Source organism: Comamonas sp. BIGb0152 (assembly GCF_024809975.1).
GTDB lineage: Bacteria > Pseudomonadota > Gammaproteobacteria > Burkholderiales > Burkholderiaceae_C > Comamonas.
The window spans coordinates 221,042-243,623 of record NZ_JANUDY010000004.1 but is presented as its reverse complement, the minus strand read 5'-3'; the positions used below and the strand labels follow the sequence as shown (position 1 = coordinate 243,623).

General features: G+C 60.8%; 13 protein-coding genes. 10 read left to right on the top strand and 3 right to left on the bottom strand.

Annotation, left to right across the window (positions count from 1 at the left end):
* Positions 1-76: 76 nt before the first annotated feature.
* Together M2375_RS10085 and M2375_RS10080 are read right to left on the bottom strand one after the other, a co-directional pair.
* Positions 77-1,174, bottom strand: coding sequence for a GGDEF domain-containing protein (locus M2375_RS10085; protein ID WP_259165640.1), 1,098 nt, complete (start codon positions 1,172-1,174; stop codon positions 77-79).
* Positions 1,175-1,539: 365 nt separating this feature from the next.
* Complete coding sequence (locus M2375_RS10080) at positions 1,540-2,049, bottom strand: Lrp/AsnC family transcriptional regulator (RefSeq protein WP_259165639.1); 510 nt, start codon at positions 2,047-2,049, stop codon at positions 1,540-1,542.
* Between the two features lie 136 nt (positions 2,050-2,185).
* Between M2375_RS10080 and glmS the strand changes: the two genes are divergently transcribed.
* The 8 genes from glmS (at position 2,186) to M2375_RS10035 (ending at position 20,271) form a co-directional block, all read left to right on the top strand.
* Positions 2,186-4,075, top strand: coding sequence for a glutamine--fructose-6-phosphate transaminase (isomerizing) (glmS, locus tag M2375_RS10075; protein ID WP_259165638.1), 1,890 nt, complete (start codon positions 2,186-2,188; stop codon positions 4,073-4,075).
* A 971-nt stretch (positions 4,076-5,046) separates the two neighbouring features.
* Positions 5,047-9,894 (top strand): DUF11 domain-containing protein, encoded by a 4,848-nt coding sequence (locus M2375_RS10070; RefSeq protein ID WP_259165637.1) that lies wholly within the window; start codon positions 5,047-5,049, stop codon positions 9,892-9,894.
* Between the two features lie 1,246 nt (positions 9,895-11,140).
* Complete coding sequence (locus tag M2375_RS10060) at positions 11,141-11,620, top strand: prepilin-type N-terminal cleavage/methylation domain-containing protein (protein ID WP_310473172.1); 480 nt, start codon at positions 11,141-11,143, stop codon at positions 11,618-11,620.
* Positions 11,620-12,135 (top strand): GspH/FimT family pseudopilin, encoded by a 516-nt coding sequence (locus M2375_RS10055; RefSeq protein ID WP_259165634.1) that lies wholly within the window; start codon positions 11,620-11,622, stop codon positions 12,133-12,135. The genes M2375_RS10060 and M2375_RS10055 overlap by 1 nt, the downstream gene beginning before the upstream one ends.
* A gap of 68 nt (positions 12,136-12,203) precedes the next feature.
* Entirely contained in the window at positions 12,204-12,674 is a 471-nt protein-coding gene (locus M2375_RS10050; protein WP_259165632.1) for a hypothetical protein, read from the top strand.
* Between the two features lie 29 nt (positions 12,675-12,703).
* Positions 12,704-13,849: a PilW family protein gene (locus M2375_RS10045; RefSeq protein WP_259165631.1), complete on the top strand. Its 1,146-nt coding sequence runs from the start codon at positions 12,704-12,706 to the stop codon at positions 13,847-13,849.
* On the top strand, positions 13,846-14,439 hold the full coding sequence (locus tag M2375_RS10040; RefSeq protein WP_259165630.1) for a hypothetical protein: 594 nt from the start codon (positions 13,846-13,848) through the stop codon (positions 14,437-14,439). Before M2375_RS10045 ends, M2375_RS10040 begins: the two co-directional genes overlap by 4 nt.
* A gap of 81 nt (positions 14,440-14,520) precedes the next feature.
* Positions 14,521-20,271 (top strand): PilC/PilY family type IV pilus protein, encoded by a 5,751-nt coding sequence (locus M2375_RS10035; RefSeq protein WP_259165629.1) that lies wholly within the window; start codon positions 14,521-14,523, stop codon positions 20,269-20,271.
* A gap of 202 nt (positions 20,272-20,473) precedes the next feature.
* On the opposite strand, the gene M2375_RS10030 is transcribed toward M2375_RS10035, so the two are convergent.
* Positions 20,474-20,980, bottom strand: a complete 507-nt coding sequence (locus tag M2375_RS10030; protein ID WP_259165628.1) for a DUF6314 family protein — start codon at positions 20,978-20,980, stop codon at positions 20,474-20,476.
* Between the two features lie 340 nt (positions 20,981-21,320).
* Here M2375_RS10030 and M2375_RS10025 point away from each other — a divergent pair, with 340 nt between their 5' ends.
* Together M2375_RS10025 and M2375_RS10020 are read left to right on the top strand one after the other, a co-directional pair.
* The gene (locus M2375_RS10025) at positions 21,321-21,887 is read left to right on the top strand and encodes a hypothetical protein (RefSeq protein ID WP_259165627.1); all 567 of its coding nucleotides are present in this window, start codon (positions 21,321-21,323) and stop codon (positions 21,885-21,887) included.
* Between the two features lie 227 nt (positions 21,888-22,114).
* Positions 22,115-22,522, top strand: coding sequence for a BLUF domain-containing protein (locus tag M2375_RS10020; RefSeq protein ID WP_259165626.1), 408 nt, complete (start codon positions 22,115-22,117; stop codon positions 22,520-22,522).
* Positions 22,523-22,582 lie beyond the last annotated feature (60 nt).

The following is a 22,582-nucleotide window of genomic DNA, read 5'->3' as shown; positions in this document are numbered from 1 at the left end:
AGCCTTTGTGCGGCCATGCCCGCCCAGCGGGGTGCAGGCGCGGGTACGGCCTGCTAACGGGACGAGTCGGGCAGGCTCAGCTGGCCGCTGCCGGGCCGGGCATGCTGGCCAGCTCGGCTAAATGGGCGGCCGAGATGGGCTCCAGCTCGGCATAGTTGCCGTATATGCGGGGGGCGCCCTTGGCCTGCTCCAGTGCGGCTTCGGCTTGCTGGATCCACTCGTCCACCGTCTGGTGGTACTTGGCCAGGCTGGCAATGCCCACGCTCACGCTGATCTGCACATCGGGCCAGTCGCGCAGGCGGCGGTTGAGCGCCTGGCTATGGATGCGGTCGGCAATCTGGTTGGCAATGTCCAGGTTCACGCCGGACAGCAGCACGGCAAAGGAGTCGCCACCAAAGCGGCAGGTGGCGTCGCCGGGGCGCACGCAGGTGCGCAGGGTATTGGCCACCGCAATGATCACCTCGTCCCCGGCGGTTTCGCCGTGGCGGCTGTTGAGTTCGCGGAAACCATCCACATCCACTACCAGCAGAAAAGCGGGAATGTCCTTTTGCTTGGCATAGGCGAAAAGGCGCGTCGCCAGATCTTGCCAGTACATGCGCCCGAAAAAGCCGGTCATCGCATCCACGCGCCGCATCACGGTCAGCATCTGCTCCTTGTGGGCCAGGGTCTGGAGCAGATGCCCCGTGGCCATGCCTTGCATGGCCAGGTACAGCGCCACGGCCAGCAGGCTGCCAATGATGGTGAAGGTGCTGGTGCTGTGCTGGATGTCAAACGAGGTCAGTAGTCCGGTAACGGCCAGGCCTGCGATGGCCCCGGCGATAGCCAGCACGGCATGGCGGGCACTTTGCATGGCGTAGGTGCAGTGGATCAGCACCATCAGCATGATGGCACTGGTCAGCAGATGGAAGTGGACCAGGGCAACCCATACGCCCACCACCAGGCCATCGACAAAAGCCAGGATGACGTCGTTGACGTCGGAGTTGCCGTTGCGGCGAGTCAGCCAGCGGGACAACAGTGGCCAGACCAACAGGGGCAGGGCAACGGCCAGCCAGATGGGCCAGGAGGCATTGCGCTGCCACAGCGCCCCGGCGGCGGCCAGCGCGCAGGCCGACAAGAAAACAATGCGGCCCCAGTCGCTGCGCTGCTGGGTGCTGTCCAATCTGATATACGCCATGTATAGCCTCTCTTCCCCGATGAGTAATCCGTTCCGATCTTGGAGCCAAGGCTTCTCAATGTTACCTATTGATACTCATGTCGTCAGTATGAGGCCGGACTATGGGCAAAACAAGCGGCCGGGGTGTTGTTACATTTCCTGAAGGTTTTTGTCAACAGTGGCGGGATGAGAGTGGCCATCCACATCGCTGCCAGCAAAGGCGGCTACCCAGGGCCAAGGGGCGGCAGGCCACCGCAATGCCCGTGTTTACCAAGCGGGTAATGGCAGGGGCAGAGGGCAGGCGGCAGGCGCTGTGGCGGTGGCGGTGGCGGTGGCTGCTGGGGTGGGCGCTGGCCCTGCGTGCCGGGCCGCTGCCGCAACGCCCTTTAAGCCTGGTGGGGCAGGTGCGGGCCTTTGGGCAGGGGAATGCGGGTGACGAACTTGCTGCACTTGGTCGCAAAGTAGGTTTTGACATTGCGCACATTGCCCTGCGAGGTAAACAGCTTGTGGGTCAGCGCCAGGTAGCCGGGCATGTCATGGGCATAGACCACCAGCACAAAATCGGGCCCGGGGCTGACCCGCCAACATTGCTGCACATGGTCATGCTGCAGCACGGCGGCCTCAAAAGCGTCAAGCTCTTCGGCACCTTGCCGGTCCAGGCTCACTTCCACCAGCGCATGCAAACCAAAGCCCTGTACCCGGGCCAGCACATCGGGCGACAGAATGGCGACCTCGGCGGCAACCATGCCGATCTCTCGCAGCCGCTTGATGCGGCGCAGGCAGGTGGGCGGGGAGACATGGACCTGGTCGGCCAGCGCCTGGTTGCTGACCGAGGCATCCTTTTGCAGGGCATCGAGCAGCTGCAGGTCGATGATATCCAGTGTGAATTCGTTCAAATTATCAGTCACTATGAAATTTTATTTCAATGAATATTAATTGAGAAATATTATTTCAAAAAATCATAAAAATGGAAAGAAAATAAAATGCGTACCTGTCTACACTGCAGCCATTGTTGATCAAGGAGTGAAAGCTATGTGCGGCATTGTTGGTGCAGTCTCAACGCGCAATATCGTCCCGGTGCTGGTCCAAGGCCTGCAGCGCCTGGAGTACCGGGGTTATGACTCCTGCGGCGTGGCCGTGCATGAGGCGAGCCTGGATGGCCGCCAGCCCGGCGGCCTGCGCCGAGCCCGCAGCACGGCCCGGGTGTCCGAGCTGATGGAGCAAGTGGCCAGCGAGCAGCTGCAAGGCGCGACCGGCATTGCCCACACACGCTGGGCCACGCATGGCGCGCCTGCTGTGCACAATGCACACCCGCATTTCAGCGTCGGCCCAGGCGTTGCCGATACGCAGGCCGTAGGCCGGGTTGCCCTGGTTCACAACGGCATCATCGAAAACCACGAAGCCTTGCGCGCCGCGCTGCAAGCCAAGGGCTACCAGTTTTCCAGCCAGACCGACACCGAAGTGATCGCCCACCTGGTGGACAGCCACTACGACGGTGACCTCTTCAGCGCCTTGCAGCAAGCCATCAAGTCCTTGCGCGGTGCCTACGCGATTGCGGTCATGCACAAGGACGAGCCACACCGCGTGGTGGGTGCGCGTGCGGGCTCGCCGCTGATTCTGGGCGTGGGCAACAACGAGAACTTTCTGGCCAGCGATGCCATGGCCCTGGCTGGCGTGACCGACCAGATCGTCTATCTGGCCGAAGGCGATATGGTCGACCTGCAGATTGGCCGCTACTGGGTGGTGGACCAGGCGGGCAAGACCCTGGATGCCGCTGACCGCCCGGTCAAGACCGTGCATGCCCACAGCGGCGCGGTGGAGCTGGGCCCCTACCGCCACTACATGCAAAAAGAGATTTTCGAGCAGCCGCGCGCCATTGCAGAGACGCTGGAAGGGGTGCAAAGCGTGGTGCCCGAGCTGTTTGACGGGGTGGACGGCGCCGCTGCCTGGCGGGTGTTCAAAGAGATCGACGAGGTGCTGATCCTGGCCTGCGGCACCAGCTACTACAGCGGCTGCGCTGCCAAATACTGGATCGAAGGCCTGGCGGGCATCCGCTGCAATGTGGAGGTGGCCAGCGAGTACCGCTACCGCAAGAGCGTGCCCAATCCCAAGGCCCTGGTGGTCACCATCAGCCAGTCGGGCGAGACGGCCGACACCCTGGCTGCGCTGCGCCACGCGCAAAGCCTGGGCATGACCCACACCCTGACCATCTGCAATGTGGCCACCAGCGCCATGGTGCGCGAGTGCAAGCTGAGCTATATCACCCGCGCGGGCATGGAGATCGGTGTGGCCTCCACCAAGGCCTTCACCACGCAGCTGGCGGGCCTGTTCCTGCTGACCTTGGCCTTGGGCCAGAGCAAGGGCCATATCACCGAGGCGCAATCCGATGCCTACCTGGAGAAAATGCGCCACCTGCCCGTCGCCTTGCAGGCCGTGCTGGCGCTGGAGCCCCAGGTGGTGAGCTGGGCCGAGGACTTTGCACGCAAGCCAAACGCGCTGTTCCTGGGCCGTGGCATCCACTACCCCATCGCACTCGAAGGGGCCCTCAAGCTCAAGGAGATCAGCTACATCCACGCCGAAGCCTACCCCGCCGGCGAGCTCAAACACGGCCCGCTGGCGCTGGTGGACAGCGAGATGCCGGTGGTCACCGTCGCCCCCAACGACGAGCTGCTGGAAAAGCTCAAAAGCAATATGCAGGAAGTGCGCGCGCGCGGCGGTGTGCTCTATGTGCTGGCCGATGCCAACACCAATATCGAAAACGCCGAAGGCATGCATGTGATCCGCATGCCCGAGCACTACGGCGTGCTCAGCCCCATCCTGCATGTGGTGCCGCTGCAGCTGCTGTCGTACCACACGGCCGTGGCGCGCGGCACCGATGTGGACAAGCCGCGCAACCTGGCCAAGTCGGTGACGGTGGAGTAAAGCCGCTCCCGGGGCAAGCCGCGCTGTCCTGGGTAATCAAAGTCGTAAACACGCAGATAAAGTCTCACACAAGCCCTCAGCGTTTATGCGGCTTCGCTGTCACATTTGATGTGACAGCAACGTCGCAAACCCGCTCTGGGCGCGGTCTGGCCTTGCGGGATGCTTCATCGCAGTGAGACTGTTGCTGCCTCAAATGCACAGGCTGTATTGAGTGCCATTTTCATCGCTCTTGCTCTGGTCGGATGCAGGTGATTCCAAGCATGAGAAGCCGATTGGAATTGCACCCGGTTGGCTGATGTGTGGGTCTGGAGCAGCCCCATTGATCTGAGCACAGCAGCGCTCATTTAATTAAGCGGATGGACAGGTTCTTACCCTGAGTGAAACGCGCTGGTTTATCTAGCGGCCGGTTGGTATAAGTCAGGCTACCTCCTGATGGTCTGGCAGGAGCGTTGCAAAAGTAGTTTGTCTGAGCTTTTGCCATCGAATGTTGCTTAAACCAGAACGCAGATGCACGCCTGGCCAGCGCAACAGATTCCTGGATTTACCATGGTGCCCGGCGATGGATTCATTCGGCCTTGTGCAAGCCGTTGATAAAGAGGGGCGATCTGCAAAACGCCTTGTTTTATCCTGAACGCGGTCTCGGGCGATTCACTCCATCCTATTGGGCGCGAGGACTGCAGAGGATCCCTAGTAATAAAGTGTATGGATTGAATGCAGCTAGACTCACCTCGACTTAGCGCAGATGAACCAAGATTGGGCCGATCAGGCGGTCGCCATACATCTGCAATGCTGCCCATAATCTTTAGGGATCCTCTGCAAACCCCTCGCCCAGTGGGATGGACGCGGATCGGGATGAGCCGCAAGGCGTCTTTTGCAGTCAAGCCATAGCTATTGACAAGGCAGGCAACGCAGCGGATAGCCCGCGTTCTGACCAAGTCCGGGAGATTTGCAGAGGGTCCTTAAGGCTATTTTTGGATCTCACCATGATTTCTACAAAGACATGCCGCATGCACGCGCTCATAAAATTTTCTCTTGTGCTCTTTGGCTGGCTTGGCCTCGGAGGATTGCAAGCGGCGCACGCGGACAGCGCTAATCTGACGATGTCCAAAAGCGGGCCAGCCAATGCATTGGCTGGAGATGTCATCACTTATCAGCTGGTTGTCGGTAACAACGGGCCGGATGCAGCAAACGGTGCAGCAGTGCGCGATGCCTTGCCTTCAGGGCTCACGGCACTGAGCGCGACCTGCTCTAACGCTATCAATGGGGCTGTCTGTCCGACTCCCGGCAATATCAGCATCGCGGGCAACATACTCACTACCCGTATTCCGACCTTGCCGCCTGGTGGACAGGTGACCTTCGGCGTCGACGCATCCATTCCGTTTTCAAGCAGCAGCAGCTACTCTAATACAGCTACCGTGACTGTGCCCTCTGGTGTGACCGAAACCAATCCAAGCACTAACTCGTCAACCATCGGCACTTCAGTGCGTCGTCTTTCCATGGACTTGGCAGTCACGCTCTCCGGCGGGTCGACCTCTTTCACGGAAGGGGTGCCGATGACGTACACAGCGACGTTCAGCAATAGGAGTGGAGACACCTTACCTGGCGGCGGCGGCTTCAGCTTTAGGCTGACAGCCCCCCTGGTGAGTCTCGCTAACCTCACTTTTACTTGTGTGGATGCCATTGGCACCAATTGCCCTGCCAATCCAGCAGGGGGGGCGCTGCCAACTATGCCGCCAGGCAGCAGCTTCACCACCAGCGTTACCTTTACGCCGACCAGTAACCCCAATCGCTGCTCGTCCAATCCTGAGGCCAGTACCAGTATCACCATCCAGCCAAGTATTAGCGTGCCCTTTGGTGTTACGGATACCAACAACGGCAACAATCAAACAACGACCCACAGCACGGGGCGCGTCTCCAGTGCCCCGTGCCCGGTGGTTGTGGGCAGCAAGAGTGGCCCGAGTGCGCTGGATTTCAGCGGTGCCTTGCAGAGTTACACGATCGTGCTGACCAACCAGGGGCCGGGTCCGGCAGATGGCTGGAGGATTGATGACACCGTGTCAACCGGGGGCAACTACACCGCCTTCAACCTGCGCCTGAATCCGCAGTCCTATACCTGTACCACGAGCTGGGGAGACGCGTGCCCTGCGGTGGTGCTGCAAAATCCGCAACTGGGTAACGGCAACTACAGTCTGTTCAATAACGTTGCCATACCGCGATGGCCCGAGGCCGGCGTTGTGACGCTCACCATCCTCGTCAAGCCCAGCTTGGTTTCGCCGCTGCCTTGCGGCCCCAACGACTCGTCGGTGAGAGTGACGAACGCGGTGTATGGTACAGCTAGTACTTTTGCAGGAGGCAACAGATCCCTGCTGGGTAGCACATCGGCATTCAATGCCTCGATTGGCATACCCCAATGCCCGACTGCAGATCTGCAATTAACCCGTACCGGCCCTGCCACTATCTCCCTCGGGGAGCCCATGCAGCCTTATGCGCTGACGGTGACCAATCTCGGACCGGACGCGGCCAACGGCGCATCGATCGACGACACGCTCAGCAGTTCGAGCTTCGTAGTCTTGTTTTCTCAAACCACAGTGACTTGCCAGGCCACAGGCGGTGCCGTATGCCCCGTGATGCCTGCGCCATCGGCTGCGCCAGGCATCCGTGTCACCCTGCCTGCCATTCCGCAGTTGCCCGCTGGGGGCTCGGTCACCTTCTCCTACAGCGGTGGTGTGCCCCTACTCAGTGGAAGCGCTTGCCCAGCGTCCAATGTGACGGCCAATTTTGGCGGCACTGTGAGAGCGCCTACCGGCGTAACTGATCCTAATAGCGCCAACGACCGCGCGAGCACCCCGTTGACATCCATTGCCTGTGCGGTGCTTTCGGTAAACAAGCAAACCTCCAGCAACAATCCGCGACTCGGCGATCCATTGACCTACACCATCAACGTAGCCAATGCCAGTCCCGGTGCCGATGCTGCGGGACGTGTCATCAGCGACGCGCTGCCGGCGGGTTTCACTTATAGCGGTGGCGCATCCTGCGCCGTTGTCTCTGGCGCTGCGGTCTGCGGGCTTGTGGACTATGACCCCGCCACACGCACCATCAGCAGTACGATCGGATCTTTGCCTGCCAATTCGTCTTTGCGCCTGGTGATTCCGGGTCTGGTCACCCAGCCTGGCAGCTGGGTCAATACAGCCTCCGTACCTGTCAATGGTGGCTCTTTTGGCAGCCCGCTGCCAGATTCAGCCACCAGCACCATCAGCTTTCTGACCCGAGGGGTGGACCTGGGGCTCGAAAAGCACGGACCTGCTCTCTACACGCCCAGTCGTCCCATCAGCTATACCCTCATCGCCACCAACTACGGCGATGCTGTCAGCGGGGCCATCGTGACCGACACCGTGCCCAGTGCATTGACGAACGTTACCTGGTCCTGCCTGGGGGTCAATGGCGCCAGCTGCGACGCAGCTGCGGGAAGCGGCAATGTGATTGAGGTGACCGGCAGCTTTCCCCAAGGGGGCTCTACCAGTGGGAAAATGGTGATCACCGTCCAAGGTACGGTGGATGCAGCCAGCTCCTTGCCCATCACCAATACCGCCCAGGTCGCCCCACCAGCAGGTCTGGTCGATGTGGAGCCGGGCAATAACAATGCATCCATCACTAGCGAGCTGCTGGTTCCTCCTGCGGCCGACCTCTCGATCAGTAAGTCGGCAAGTGAGGCTTTCTTTACCCCTGGGGCCGCAACCCCTTTGCGCTATACGGTCACCGTCAGCAACCATGGGCCGGATTCCACCTCTGCCGCCTTGAGCGAGCTGCCCGTGGCACATCTGAGCCTGCTGAGCTGGACCTGCAGCGCAAGCGCGAGCGCGCGCTGTGCTGCCGCGAGCGGCACGGGCAGCCCCGATGGTGCATCGTTTGATCTGGCAGCGCAGTCTCATGTGACCTTCCATATCGAAGCGAGCATTGATGCGGCCGCCACAGCTGCCGTGGTCAACCAGGCCAGCGTGGTGGGCGTTACGCCCGACCCCGATCCTGCCAACAACAGCGCCGAGGCCACAGTGCGCCCGGGCCTGGCTCCCGGCGTGGTCAATCTGTCGTTGACAAAAAATGTCACCCCCAGCGTCTACAACGTTGGTACGACGACACCCGTCACCTATACGCTGTATGTCCAGAACATCGGCAATACAGCAGTGAACAATGCTGTCGTGCAGGACACGCTGCCCGCAGGGCTGAGCTTTAGCCAATGGACTTGTGCTGCCAGCTTGGGCAGTTGCTCGGCCTCCGGCCTGCCCGATGCGGATGGCAACTTGCACGACCTTGTTTCCCTGGCTCCCAACGGCACGGCAACCTACACCTTCACGGCTATGGTGGCTAGCAGCGTGACCGGGAATCTGACCAATTCAGCCAGCATAACGCCACCCTCAGGTGTGACCGACAGCGACCTCGGCGACAACCAAAGCAGCAGCACCATCAGCCCGCAAGGTGTCCCGCAAGCGGATTTGCATATCAGCCAGACGGTATCTCCTGACAGCTACACCCCCTATGGTGAGACCCCTGTCACCTACACCATCGAGGCCGGCAACAATGGACCCTCCAGTGTCACGCAAGCGTTGATCTCAAGCCTGGCAGATGCGGGCCTGACCGTGGACCGCTGGACCTGCACAGCAGCTGCTGGCGCCAACTGTCCTGCCAGCGGCAGTGGCCCCTTGCAGAATCTGTCGGTTGATCTACCCGCAGGATCAACATTGCGCATTGTTCTCAGTGCCCACATTGCGGCAAATGTGCTGGGCGACATCAAGCAGACCTTAAGCATTGCGCCTCCGTCGGGAACCACCGACCCTCTGGGTAACAACAACAGCGAGAGCACGGTGGTCACCCAAAACGCCATTCCGGTGGATCTGGGCGTCTCTGTCGTCTCCAGCGTCCCCAGCTACTTCACGGGCCAAAGCACGGCTGTGGACTACACCATTACCGTGAGCAATGCGGGGCCCGGTGCTGCCATCCATGCCACGCTTACCGACGTGCTCCCCCCCAACATGACGGTGACGGAGTGGCAATGCCAAGCGTTGAGCGGGGTGGCCTTGTGCCCGACGCCAGACAGCGCTACCGGTGATCTCCTGGACATTCCCGTCAACCTGGATGCCGGATCCAGCCTGAGCTTTACCGTCCGTGCCGTGGTCGATGCCGCAGCGGTTGGCACGCTCACCTACATGGCCAAGATCACCGAGCCAGCAGGAACGAATGACGTCAATTACAGCAATAACCTGAGCACCGTCGACATAACGGGCATGGCTCCTCCCGAAGGGACCTCGCATATAGATGTCAGCACGCAGAAAACGGCGAGTTTGACCCAGTACACGCCAGGCCAGAGCGTTGCCGTACGCTACACCGTGGTTGTTGGCAATACCGGTCCGGATGCGGCCAATGGCAACACCCTGACTGACGTTCTGCCCACGGGCATTGCCGAAACTGGTGTTGTCTGTACCGCCTCTGGCGGAGCCGTCTGCCCAGCGCTGCTGTCCCCTCTTGGCCGGGCCAGCTCCCTGAATGGCGTGGTGTTCGACCTACCCGTGGGCGGCACGCTTACGTGGGCACAGGATGCCGTCATCGCCGCCAGCGCCACGGGGGATTTGACCAGCACCAGCACAGCGAGCGTGGCAACGGGTGCGGTCGATAGCCACCCTGAAAACAATAGCACCAGCGTCAGCATCCGAGCTACGGGTTCATCGCCTGTGGCCATACCCATGTTGCCGCCGCATCTGTTGGTTTTGCTGGGGCTGGTGCTTGCGATGCTGGCAGGCAGGCATTTGCAATACCCGCGGCGCTGATGAAAATGCGAATGACCATCCATGCAAAGCGCGCTGCCAGCCAAGGGCAGTGCGAGGTGGAAACGGAAAACTCCAGCGGTGAGGGCCGATGCAATCTTGAGCGCGATCCGATCCGTTCGTTTTGCATGGGCGCTGATAGCTGGGGGCCGCTTCGTGCTGAGGCGGCTACTCCGGCAAAGACTTTTAAGTACTGATTCCCCGTGCTGGGCTCTTTGTTGGGCCGCACCAGTTTGCGTGGGGGCCGGACACTTTAGAGCCGCTGGTATGTTGACAGGTGTCGGGGTGAGGGCCCTCTGCAAAACTCCCTGCCGTGGTCTGAACACGGTCTCGGGCGATCCGCTGCGTTGTCTTTCTTGTCAATAGCGACGGCTCGACCGCAAAAGAGGCCTTGCGCCTCATCCCGATCCGCGTCCATCCCGCTTGGCGAGGGTTCTGCAGCGGATCCCTAAGTGGTGTCATTAAGTCTCCCCGGGCTTGGCGGTCTCCTGTCCTGGCGTTACGGATGTAGCCAGCGAGCCGCGTCGGCATCCGCTGCGCCGTTCGGGTCCGGGAGCGCGCCATGCGCCATGTGGGCCAACAAAGACCGACCTTCTGTGCTTTGCAGTCCCCTCCATGCGGCAGCTGCAAGGCTGCTGCCCGATCGCAATGCCGGTCGCGGCACGCGCACCCACCCTCTCGTTCCATAGGTCTTCGCCCCGCATTTTGACAGGGATCAAAGCGGTGGCTTGTTTATAGAAATTGTTGTAAATAAGTCAATCTGTCAGTGATAAAAACTATGTTAACAATTGGACTGATTGGCCAGCGGGGCACAAAGTTACACTCCGACTGCAGATTCCATCGATGAAAAATAAGAAGTGATAGAAAAAAATTATTCTCAAATTTGCCGCTGTTGGAGCCTGATGGCGTGCGACGAGAGGGTATTCATTTTTGGCCTGCCCACGGAGGCTGAAAAGAATCAGCTGCCGCCATCCGTGCGGGGCAGGTCATCGGTTTTTTAAGGCGTTTGTCTGGTGGGTGGCGCATGCCAGGCCTGTGCATTGATGGCATGTTTTATCGCCAAGATCAGGCAGAAAAGGTTTTCATTCAAGAGGTAAAGGGTTTTAGTGCTGGTGGCTGCTGTGTCAATGAATGGTGCCAATAACTTTTCAAATATATCGTTTTATTGATTATTTATCTAAATATTAAAACTCAGTCCATCATGCGCAAAAAAACGCTTTCTCGTCTTCAGCTGGTATTCCCCTTCTTGGTGGGTGCACGGTGTTCTTCTTGCCCACCCCTCCATCGGTCTGGTGGTTCGCTGCGGCAAGTTCTCCACAGGGGCTTTACCTTGATCGAGGTGATGATCGTGGTGGCGATTATTGCGATCCTTGCAGCCATTGCTATTCCCAGTTACCAGGAATATATCAAGCGCGGTCAAATCGTGGATGGGCTGGTGCCGTTGGCGGATATGGGTGGGAAGCTGGAGCAGTATTTTCAGGATAACCGTACTTATGTTGGTGCCTGTGTGTCGAATACGGTAGCACCAGCGCCTACGGATACCGTCCGTTTTAAATACATTTGTTCATTAGATGTGAAGACCTATACCGTGACTGCGGAAGGTCGCGGCAGCATGGATGGGTTTGTTTTCACACTCAACCAGCAAGGCCAGCGCGCCACCACCGGCACGGGATCAGGCTGGACAGCCGGCAGCAACTGCTGGTCGGCCCGCAAGGATGGGAGCTGCTGATGCTGCATGGTGTGGCGATCACGCCTCGGCGAGCGCATGGCTTTACCTTGCTGGAATTGCTGGTGGGCATTGGCATCATCGCCTTCTTGCTGCTGATGGCGATGCCCGGCATCCAGGTTTATTTGCTGGACACCAAGATCCGCGCGGCGGCCCAGGCCTATTACGACGGCGCACAGCAGGCGCGCTCGGAGGCGCTGCGCCGCAATACCGATGTGACCCTCAGTCTGACCAACTCCAACCAGGGCTGGTCTATCGCTGCCGGTGGGATCGAAATCGCGCTCAAGGCGCCGGAGTCCGCCGCCAAACTGACGGTCACCGCCTCGACCACGGACGTGAGCTTCAACGGCTTGGGCAATGCCTCGGCGGCGAACACCGTCAAGTTCATGCCGGGAGACAGCAGCCAGTGTCTGGCCAGCGGCCCGCAGCGCTGTCTGCAGGTGCAGGTATCGCAGGGCGGCCAGGTGCGGCTTTGCGATCCCAGCATCACCACCGCAGGAGACAACCGCAAATGCTGAGTACTTCCTATATAAAGCGGCAAACGCGCTTGCCAGTACAGGGGCCAGGCGCCCGCCCGCAGCGCGGGATGATGCTGATCGAGGCCATGGTCTCCATCCTGCTGCTGATGCTGGGGATTTTGGGCATTGCGGGGCTCACGGCCAAATCCACGGCACTCAGCGGCCAGGCGCAGTACCGCACCGAGGCGGGCATGTACGCAGAGCAGATCATCCAATTGGTGTCGCTGAATGTGGACCGCAGCTCGCCCACGGCATTGGCGCAATCGCTCGAAGCCTTTGCGCACCAAGCGGATGGTACCGAGCGCTGTAGCTACAGCGGCAGCGAACTGAGTGATAGCTCAGAGCTGGGCAAGGTGCTCAAAGCGGCGCGCGGTGAATCGGCCAACCCCTTGGTGGGCCTGCCAGGCGCCACCGCCAGCGGCCAGCAAGTGATGGTGGAAACCGACAACCACCTCAACCGGGTGACGGTGCGGTTGTGCTGGCAAGGGCCCAGCGACGCGGCCAAACGCATCTACGAAATACAAGCATTCGTGCACTAGAAAAAAACCACCCAGGGAGGGCCATTGCCATGAAAGTTTACGCACCACGAAGGCCGCCGCCGCATGGGCGCATGCAGGGTTTTACGATCATCGAAATCATGATCGGGCTGGCCATCGGCTTGCTGACTTTGTTGGCCATCTACAAGCTGTTTTCCACCTCCGAGGGGCGGCGCCGCACGACTGCTGCCGTCAGCCAGGCGCAAACGGCAGGAGCCTTGGCGCTGTTTGCGATTGAGCGCGACATCCGCTCGGCCGGCCTCGGCTTTGCGGGTATGGATCCGGCCTACCTGGGCTGCGATGTACAAGCCTACAAGCGCACCGGCCGCGACCCGGCCCAGTACACATTCCCGCTGCTGCCGGTGCAAATCGTCAACGGCAATGAGTTGCGTGTGCTGACCGGCTCGTCGGCCAATATGTTTATCGGCGCGCGCTACAGCGCCAGTGCCAGCGGCGTTTTCACGATGGAGCGCAGCAATGCCGGGTTTCAGGCCGGTGATGTGGTGGTGGGGACCAGTGATACCGATCCCAAAAAGTGTTTGTTGATGGAAGTGACGGCCGGCGCGGGCTCGTCCATCACCGGGCCGGGTGGTGCGGCTGAGGATGACCCCAGCGTGCGCCACATGACCAGTGGCTACACCAGCTTTTACACCGGTGCGTCCCTGACGCCGGAGCGCAATGGCGGCTCTTTCGTCGACATGCTCGATGGCGCCGCCACCAGCCTGGGCGAGGGCTGGCTGTTCAGCCTGGGCAACCAGCCGACTCGCAACGTATGGCGGGTGCAGGACAACCAGCTGATGCGCTACAACTTTCTCGACGAGACCGATACCAAGAGCGTGGCCGTTGCCGAGGACGTGCTGCAAATGGTGGCCGAATATGGCTTTGACAAGGATGGCAACGGAAAGGTCGACAAAGACAATGAATGGACTTCCTTCAACGTGGAGTCCGGATCCACCCCAGCTGTATCCAACATGGAGCGCCTGATGGCGGTGCGGGTCGCGATTCTTGTGCGCAGTTCGCAGTATGAGCGCGACGCGGTCACAGCAGCAGCGCCCAAGTGGGCCAATGGCAGCAAGGATTTTGAGATGGGCACCGGTGACGAATGGCCGCACTACCGTTACCGCGTTTATGAAAGCGTGATCCCGCTGCGCAACACGATTTGGGGACAACAACAATGACCAAGCACCCTCTGCCTCGCCTTGCGCGGCTATCGGCCAATCGTGCGCCAGTGCGCGTCCAGCAGGGCGTGACTTTGCTGGTTGCCCTGGTCGTGCTGCTGGTGATGACGATCACCGGCCTGGCCCTGGTCCGCACCAGCACCTTGGGCGCCGGTGTGTCGGGCAGTCTGGCACTCAAGCAGGCGGCGACTTCTGGCGCCGATCTGGGGCTGGAGACCGGGCTGGCCAAGTTGGAGGCATTGTCCGCAACGGGTACCAGCGCACTGGATGGCAACAGCGTGGGTTACTTCGCCAGTGTGGATCCCAAGCTGCCTGCCAAATCCTTGGACTGGGGCAGTGCCCCTGTCGCCGCCGCCAGTGATCCGCTGGGCAACGAGGTGCGCTATCTGATTCACCGGCTCTGCCGGAGCGCCGGGGCGATCAACGCTGCGGGGCAAAGCTGCGTCATGCCCCAAGGCGATGGCTGTTCAGGCTCCAGCGAGTCCGTGGGCAGCGTCTCCAGCTGTACCCAGCGGCCCATGTACCGCATTACCGCCAAGGTGACCGGCCCGCGTGACACCGAAAGCTATGTGCAGATGAGCACCTACTAAAGCCTGCCCGGATCAGCATCCGGGCATGGTTGCGTGGGATCGGACAGAAAAAATTTAGACCAATAAGAGGAGTGCGAATAGATGAAAAATATAACTTTCGCAGACAGAGAGGGCCGCAAGGCAGGGGCGCGCGCTTGGCGTAGCCCGCTGCTGTGGTCGCTGGGTTTGGCGGCCTTGGTGGCCGGTGCGGTAAGCGGGGGCATGGCCATTGCCGATACCCCCCACAACCCGGTAGATATTGCCGATGTGCCGGTCAATACCTTTGCCAACCAGGACAAGCCCAATGTGATGCTGCTGATGGACACTTCGGAATCGATGAGGTGGTCTCACATGCCGGACGACTGGGACCCGGTCAATTACTCGGCGACCTTCTTCCCGGTGGGCTACAAGAGTTCGTTGTGCAACACCCTGTACTACAACCCCGCCGCCAAGTACGAGCTGCCAGCCCAGCCCGATGGCACGGCCTATGCCCAACCCATCTTTACCGGCGCCTGGATCGATGGCTACGACCATTCCAAAGGCACGGTGAACCTGGCCACCAGCTTCCAGGCCTACGACATCTCCACCCGTTTGCGGCAAGAGACCATCTACAACGACCCTGCGCAAGCGGCCTATTATTTTGAATGGGTGCCACGGGTAAGCGGGGTGATGCCTTCATTTGAAGGTGCCGATGTCACGGCCGGTGCCTGCAACAAGGTCAGCAACAGCGCCATCAAGGTCGACAACGGCAGCTTGCTGCTGAACCAGGCCAGCGCCAATATCAACATGGGCAGCACCACCGCACCCGATGGCTCCTGGATTCGTCGGGGCATCACGACCGCGGCGCAGCAACAGAACTTTGCCATCTGGTACAGCTTCTACCGCACGCGTATCAACATGGCCAAGTCTTCCATCAGCTTGGCCTTCAATGCGCTGGACAACAACTTCCGCGTGGGTTTCCTGACGGGCGCCAAACCCAATTCCAGCGTGTTCAAGTTCATGCCCGTCAAGGACTTCGAGAGCACGGACAAGGCGAACTGGTTGCAGTCGATCCAATCGGCGCCGACGGGCGGCAGCTCGCCCACCCGTGAAGCCCTGGCCCGCGTCGGGCGCTATTACGGTAACAAGAGTGACAGCATCAATGCGGCGATGAGCCCATTCGATGATCCCGTGGTCTCCGCCTGCCAGCGCCACTATGCCATCGTCACGACCGACGGGTATTGGAATACCGCCCAGGAAAGTACCCCAGGCAAAGGTGCTTTACAGCTCGATGGCACCACCTTGGTCGGCCAGCAAGATGGCCCCGACAGCGACCCGGCCTACAACCGGCCGCTGACCGGGCCCGATGGCCTGACCCCCCGCCCGATTTATGACGGCTCCACCAGCGGCTCCTTGTTTCGCCGAGACGCCAGCATTGGCTATGCCTGGAACGCCTGCGGCCTAGGCTGGCAAACCCTTGTTCCTGGCGGCGGCACCAAGACCGAGACGACCTACAAGAAGATCACCAAGAAAAGCGTGAAGACCCAGGCGGTGACCTATGGCACGGTGCTGGGCTTTTACAAGAGCACCTTGTGGACGGAGCAAAAGGCCGAGAAGAAAACGGGCTATGCCAATTCCATGCGCACCTACTGGAATGTGGCTGCCACCAAGATGGTCTACCAGCGCGTCTACAAGCACAAATACACCTGGAACGCCATCACCCAGAGCCAGTACCGCAATGCCATGAGAACGACCTGGGCCACCGAGAAGCAAGAGCCTTTTGGCAAGGCCGTGTACAAGCGGGTCGAGCAAAAGCGCTATTTCTACTCCTACATCAACCAGGCGATTGGCGAGATTCCGTTCAAGACCACGGACAAGAGCGTGTGCGAGCCCTATGGCTGCAACCTGGTCGGCAGTGACCAGTGGCAGCTGGTGAATGCCAGCTGTTCGCCCGGCATGGATGGCGACTACAAGGTCGAGTGCCAGACCAGCGAGGTGCCCACCAGCGCTTCGGTCTGCAGCAGAAATGGGCAGTTTGAGCCTGGCCAGGGCACCATTTATTGCGAAGGCAGCTCCGGTGTTTCTCCGATCAATGGGCCGGTGCCTGCCTGCGGCACGCTGCACCCGGCCTTGGCCGCCAGCGGCGTGAGCGCCAGCATGGTGCTGTTCAGCGGCTGCGACAGCAGCCACAGCGTGACCAGCTATGTGACCGATGCCCAGTGTGTGAACACCAGCCCGGTGGCACCGGACTTCAAGAAGTCGGTCTGTGCCAAAGAGCCGGTTGGATCAGCCGTTAATAACTTCTGCACGGCAGGTGTGAGTGGCAGCAACGTGTACACCACCTGTGGCCCCAAGGTGCCGACCACGCAGTTTGTCGACAGCTGCCCGGATCTGTCCAACACGGCGACCCAGATGGACAAGGTCTGCGGTGCTGCCCAGCAGTACTCCAGCACAGGCGTGCCAGCGAGCAGCTGTGTAGCGTCCACCTCGCCGACCATCGTGACCTGCGAGGAGCCCTATACGACCGCCTACGGAAGCGCTGCGGTCAACCCTGCCAGCTGCACCGGCGACAGGGTTTGCGAGATGAAGTACTCGGACTGGGGCTATGCCGCCAGCTGCACGCCGCAGTCGCCTTCTGCGGGCAACAACTGGACGGGGGTGGAATGCAGCTCCGGCGGCGGCACCTGCACGCCAGCCCCGGGTTCGCCGTCTTCCATGGTCAATGGCGCCGTGCAAAGCTGCACGGCGGCAGGTCCGTCGGCTGCCAATGGCTGCTTCCTGGTGACCTGTGAAGGCAAGACCACCGATCCGGTCGAGACCACGAGCTGTAGCACGACGCCAGGCCCCTCGGCCGGCAATGGCTGGGTAACCACCAAATGCGTGGCCAACAACCAGTACAACCAGCCAGTGCAAAGCTGCCCACAAACGGGTGCCGTGACGGATTGCAATCCGCAGAGCACCACCACGGACATGGCTTACGGCGCCTGCGTGGAATCAGGCCCGAGCAGCGACAACGGCTGGACCACGACGACCTGCGCAAAGGTGGAACAGGTGAACTACCTGAGCAGTGCGGCCGACTATGCCGCTTGCACGACGGGCACGGCAGCCAATGGTGTGGAAACCATCTGCGAGCAAGAGGGCCCCACTACCATCACCGTGCCGCAAGGCGAGGCCTGTGCGGCCGGCTACGATCCGCTGACCCACAAGGTCACGGTCTGCAATGTGGAGAGCAGCACCACCGTCTTCTCCGCCGATCAGCCAGCCAACTGCACAGCGCCCAGTTGTACACCAGTGCTGGGCAAGAAGAAGGTCTTCTCCGGCACGGCGACCACGCACCGCGTGAACCTGCTGGGCTCGACCGAGAGCACGCCCCAGCTGATCTCCACGGTGACGATCCCTGTGACGGATCTGGAATCGCCCGCGCAGTGCTACAGCGCGACAGAAGCCGCCGGCATGAGCTTGCCCGCCAATGGCCGCCCACTGCCAGCCAACACGGTGGTGTGGAGCAAACTGCCTGCTGCGCACCAGGCCTGCACCAAGCTGCCTTGCGATGCGGTGGAGCAAAGCACGGTCACGGGCGGCAGCCGCAACTCTCTGGCCGATGTGGCGCAGTACTACTACGGCACCGACCTGCGCCCCGAGCTGGCCAACCTGGTCAGGCCTGCGGGCACGGGTGCAGAAGATGACAAGGTGACCTGGCAGCACATGGCGACCTATGTGATCGGCATGGGCGTCTCGGGCACCTTGAAGTTTGACAAGGACTACAAGAACGGCGCGGGTGATTTTGCGGGCATCCGCAACGGCACCAAAACCTGGCCCGTGTGGCCTGCGCCGGGCGTCACCAACTACGAGCAGCCCCAGTCCATCGATGACTTCTGGCATACCGCCGTCAATGGCCGGGGGCTTTACTTCAGCGCCAACGATCCGCAGGCCATTAAATCGGGCCTGGGCCAGGTGTTTGCCGATATCCGTGCCGCCGTGGGCTCTGGCGCCGGTGTGGCGGTGTCATCGGCCGTGGTCGAAGCGGGCAACAACTTTGCCTTTGGCGCGCTGTACCGCAGCGGCCGCTGGTCGGGCGAGGTGCAAGCCTACGAGATCAATACGAGCTCGGGCGTGCGCAGCTTGATCCCCAGCTGGTCTGCCAAGACCAAGCTGGATACCCGCGATCTGGCCAGCGATGACCGCCGCATCTATTTCATGGATGGTGCGACCTTGAAGAACTTCAACTGGGCCAGCTTGGGCGGTTTGCAAAGCCACTTCAATGGCACGGCGGCCCAGGCGCTGCTGTCCCAGTACAGCCCGATGAGCGATACGCAAAAGACCGCAGCGCTGGGTGAGAACCTGGTGAAGTTCCTGCGTGGCGACCGTAGCAAGGAAGGCTATGTGCAAGGCGATGACACCAAGCTCTACCGCAGCCGTGAAAGCCGTCTGGGCGACATCATTGGCTCGCAGCCGCAGTATGTGGGCAAGCCCCAGCGCAAGTACCGCGATGCCGGCTATGCCGCCTTCCGCCTGGCGCAAAAGGACCGCCGGCCCATGGTGTACGTGGGCGGCAATGACGGCATGCTGCATGCCTTCTATGCGGACACCGATCTGAGCAAGCAAGAGACGATTGGCGGCAAAAGCGTGTACCCCGCAGCGCGTGAAGCCTGGGCCTTTGTGCCCAAGGCCGTCATGCCTGCGATGCCGGCGCTGGCCAGCAACAACTACGACGGCAACCACCGCTACTTTGTCGATGGCTCGCCGGTGATGGCCGACATCTTCCACGACGGCGCCTGGAAAACCATCCTGGTGGGCGGCTTCAACAAGGGCGGCAATGGCTATTACGCGCTCGATATCACCGACCCTGAGACGCCCAAAGCGCTGTGGGAAGCGAGCGCCTCGACCATGGGCCAAAGCTATGGCAAGCCGCTGATCACCAAGATGCCCGACGGCACCTGGGTGGCGCTGCTCACCTCGGGCTACAACAACGCCGATGGCAAGGGCTATGTCTATGTGCTCAATGCCGGCACTGGCGCGGTGATCCAAACCATCACCAACCCCGATGGCGCCGGCATGAGGGACCTGAACAACTTCATGAAGGACCCGAGTGGCAACAACACCAGCACCTTGTTCTACGGTGGCGACATCCAGGGCAATATCTGGCGCTACCAGTGGATCAGCGGCAGCTACCAGGCGCAGAAGGTCGTGCAGTTGAAAGACAAGGATGGCAATGTGCAGCCCATCACCGCCCGATTGGAACTGGTGCAAAGCCCCAACCTTAGCCCGTTGCCACGTATCCTCGTCGCGACCGGCAAGCTGCTGGGCCTGGGGGATTTGAGCAGCACCGGCCAGCAGACCATCTATGGAATTGATGATGTGGCCGATGGCTACAGCAACAGCGGTGCGTCGTTCCGTGCTGGCCTGAAGCAGTCGGAACTGAAGAACGTCACCACCAGCGGCAAGCTGACACGGACGCTCCAATGTGCCTCGACCGTGTCTGATGCGGTGTGCAACGACGCCACCAAGAGCTGGTTTGTAGACCTTCCCGATGTCGGCGAGCGCGTCAACATCGATCTGCGCCTGGCCAACACCACCTTGGTGGTGGCGAGCAATGTGCCGTCGGCGGAGCCTTGTGTGGCGGGTGGCAAGGGCTGGATCAATTATCTGGATTTCCAGACGGGACGTGCGGTGAACACCACCACCGGCATGGCCGGCGAGGCCATTGAAGGGCTGATATCAGGCAACGTCCTGAGCGCCAATCAAAACGGTGATGTCACCAGCGCTGTTTCACCCAGTCTGGTGCCGGAGAATCCTATCGACATCAGGATTCCGGTGGCGACGCCCAAGCCGCTGGGCAAGCGCATCAGCTGGCGCGAGCTGGTCAACAAGTAGGCGAAGGCTCCAAGGCGGTGGTGGATACCGACCACCGTCCTTGGTCAACGCAAGCCCTCCTTGGGCTGAGGCCGGTTCGCAAAAAGGCACAAACGCGCAAGCTCACAAGCACACAAGCGCGTTTGAAACGGAGAAGGGAGCATGTGAAACATGCTCCCTTTTGCATTATTGAGCCGCTTCGAGGTGGGCGGCCTGCGCCTGGTTATGCCTTTATGGAGGGATGCGCGCCATTCGTGCGCGGCCGCTCATACAGCGTATAGCTGCGGTAGGACTTGTGCGGCCCGCGCACCTGGTGCTCGATGACAAAGCCGCCGCTGCGCAAAAACGCGTAGCTGCTGTCATAGCGGTCTGCCACGCACAGGTGCGAGCTGCTGGCGCTCAGCTGCCCGTCCTGGTCGACGGCGGGATGCAGCCGGTGAAAAAGCCGCTGCTGCTGCGCATCGAAATAGATGCACAAATCCGCGCCTTGCTGGCAGAAGAAATAGCTGCCGCTGGCGCGAAACGATGCGCCGTTTGGCAGCAGCAATTGGCCGTTCTCCACATAGTGCGACCCGTCAGCGCCTAGGGGCTGGAAGCTGGCATGGCCTTGCACGCTGCCCATCGGGGCCAAGGTTGCCAGCTCTTGCAGACTGCGGCTGAAACGCCAGTCGCCCTGCAGCGCGGCAAGCAGCTGCTCTGCCACCCAGGGTGGCCGGTGCTCGGTGTTCATCGCGGTATTTTCCATTCGCTGTGCATCTCCATTGCAGGCCTTCTTTTGGCCTCGGGTTGCCGCAAATTTTGCCAGGGTTTGCAGGGCTGCTGCATGGCGCTGAGCGGCATGGAATGGGGATTTCAGTGGGTAGGTGAAATCTGACTGCGTGTGCGTCCTGCCACCCACAGCCGGCGGGCTGGTGGCTGTTGATAATTCATTCACGCCATTGAGGCCAGCAACCCCGCCATTGTGGAGGCGTTGCATGTGATGCCACCCAGGAGATTATTTTTTGAGCTTCGTTGATGGACTCAAAAAATAGTCGACTCCCTTTACCAAAACGATCCAAGGAACAAACGCCATGAAGCTCCAACCTACTATCGCCGCCCTGTGTGCAGCTGCCTTCTTCTCCGGCGGTGTATTCGCCATGACCTCGGCAGAACAGAAAACCGAGAAGACCCGCATCGAAGCCGAGCACAAGGCCGCCAGCGACCAGTGCAAGCCCATGAAGGGCAACGCCCAGGATGTCTGCAAGAAGCAGGCGGACGGCCAAAAGAAGATCGCCATGGCGGACCTCAAGCACCGCGCCGAGCCGACCGAAAGCCACCGCCATGACCTGGCCAAGGCCAAGGCTGATGCCGAATACGACGTGGCCAAGGAAAAGTGCGATGACGCCACTGGCAACACCAAGGACGTCTGCCAAAAGGAAGCCAAGGCTGCCCACGTGAAGGCCCTGGAAGCTGCCAAGGTGGCTGAAGTCAGCGCCAAGCCATCGTCCAATCCTTCTGATGTGGCCGATGCCCGCAAGGATGCCGCTGACAAGTCGCGTGAAGCGGACTACAAGGCTGCCAAGGAGCGCTGCGATGCCATGGCCGGTGATGCCAAGGATGCCTGCGTGACCGATGCCAAGCGCAAGTTTGGCCAGTAAGCGGGTCCGATCCCTGGCAGCGTTGGAACGCCAGCGCAGCCCTTTGCCCCCGGTAGCTGCCATGCAACGGCTACCGGGGGCAAACTGTGTGCGCTGCCCATGGATGTGGGCGCTAGCACTCCAGGAAGGCCTTGTCTGCATGGCGTTGACAAAAAAGACCTCAACTGCCGCTGATACGCTGAGACAGGCGTACATTGGCTGTTTCTATCAGACAGCGAAAGCGCAGCATGGCTTCCTCCCTCCAATCCCTTCTCTATACCAGCAGACTTGCCGCCGGTTATGGGCCGACCGAGGTGGGGCGCATTGTCAAACAGGCGCGCGAGATGAATGCCATCCATGGCATCACCGGGGTGCTGGTGTTTGATGGCGACTGGTTTGCGCAGTATGTGGAAGGGATGCCCGAAACCATGGCTGTGCTCGAAGCCCATTTGCGCGCCGATCCCCGGCACAGCGATTTCAGGGTCATTGACAGTGGGCCAGCCGGCCCCGAGCGGCGCTTCCCCAACTGGGTCATGGGTTATGCCGATGGGGACATCGATGGCTGCGGTCTGGATATCTCTGCGCTGGCACAAGCCGATTCGTATGAGGCGCTGCAGCGCTTCGCCCAGGCCATCAAAACCCTGGATGTTCTTTGACCGACGCCATGCCAGCGCGCCGGGCTAGGCGACACCTGGGCTAGGCAGGCATTGCAGCGC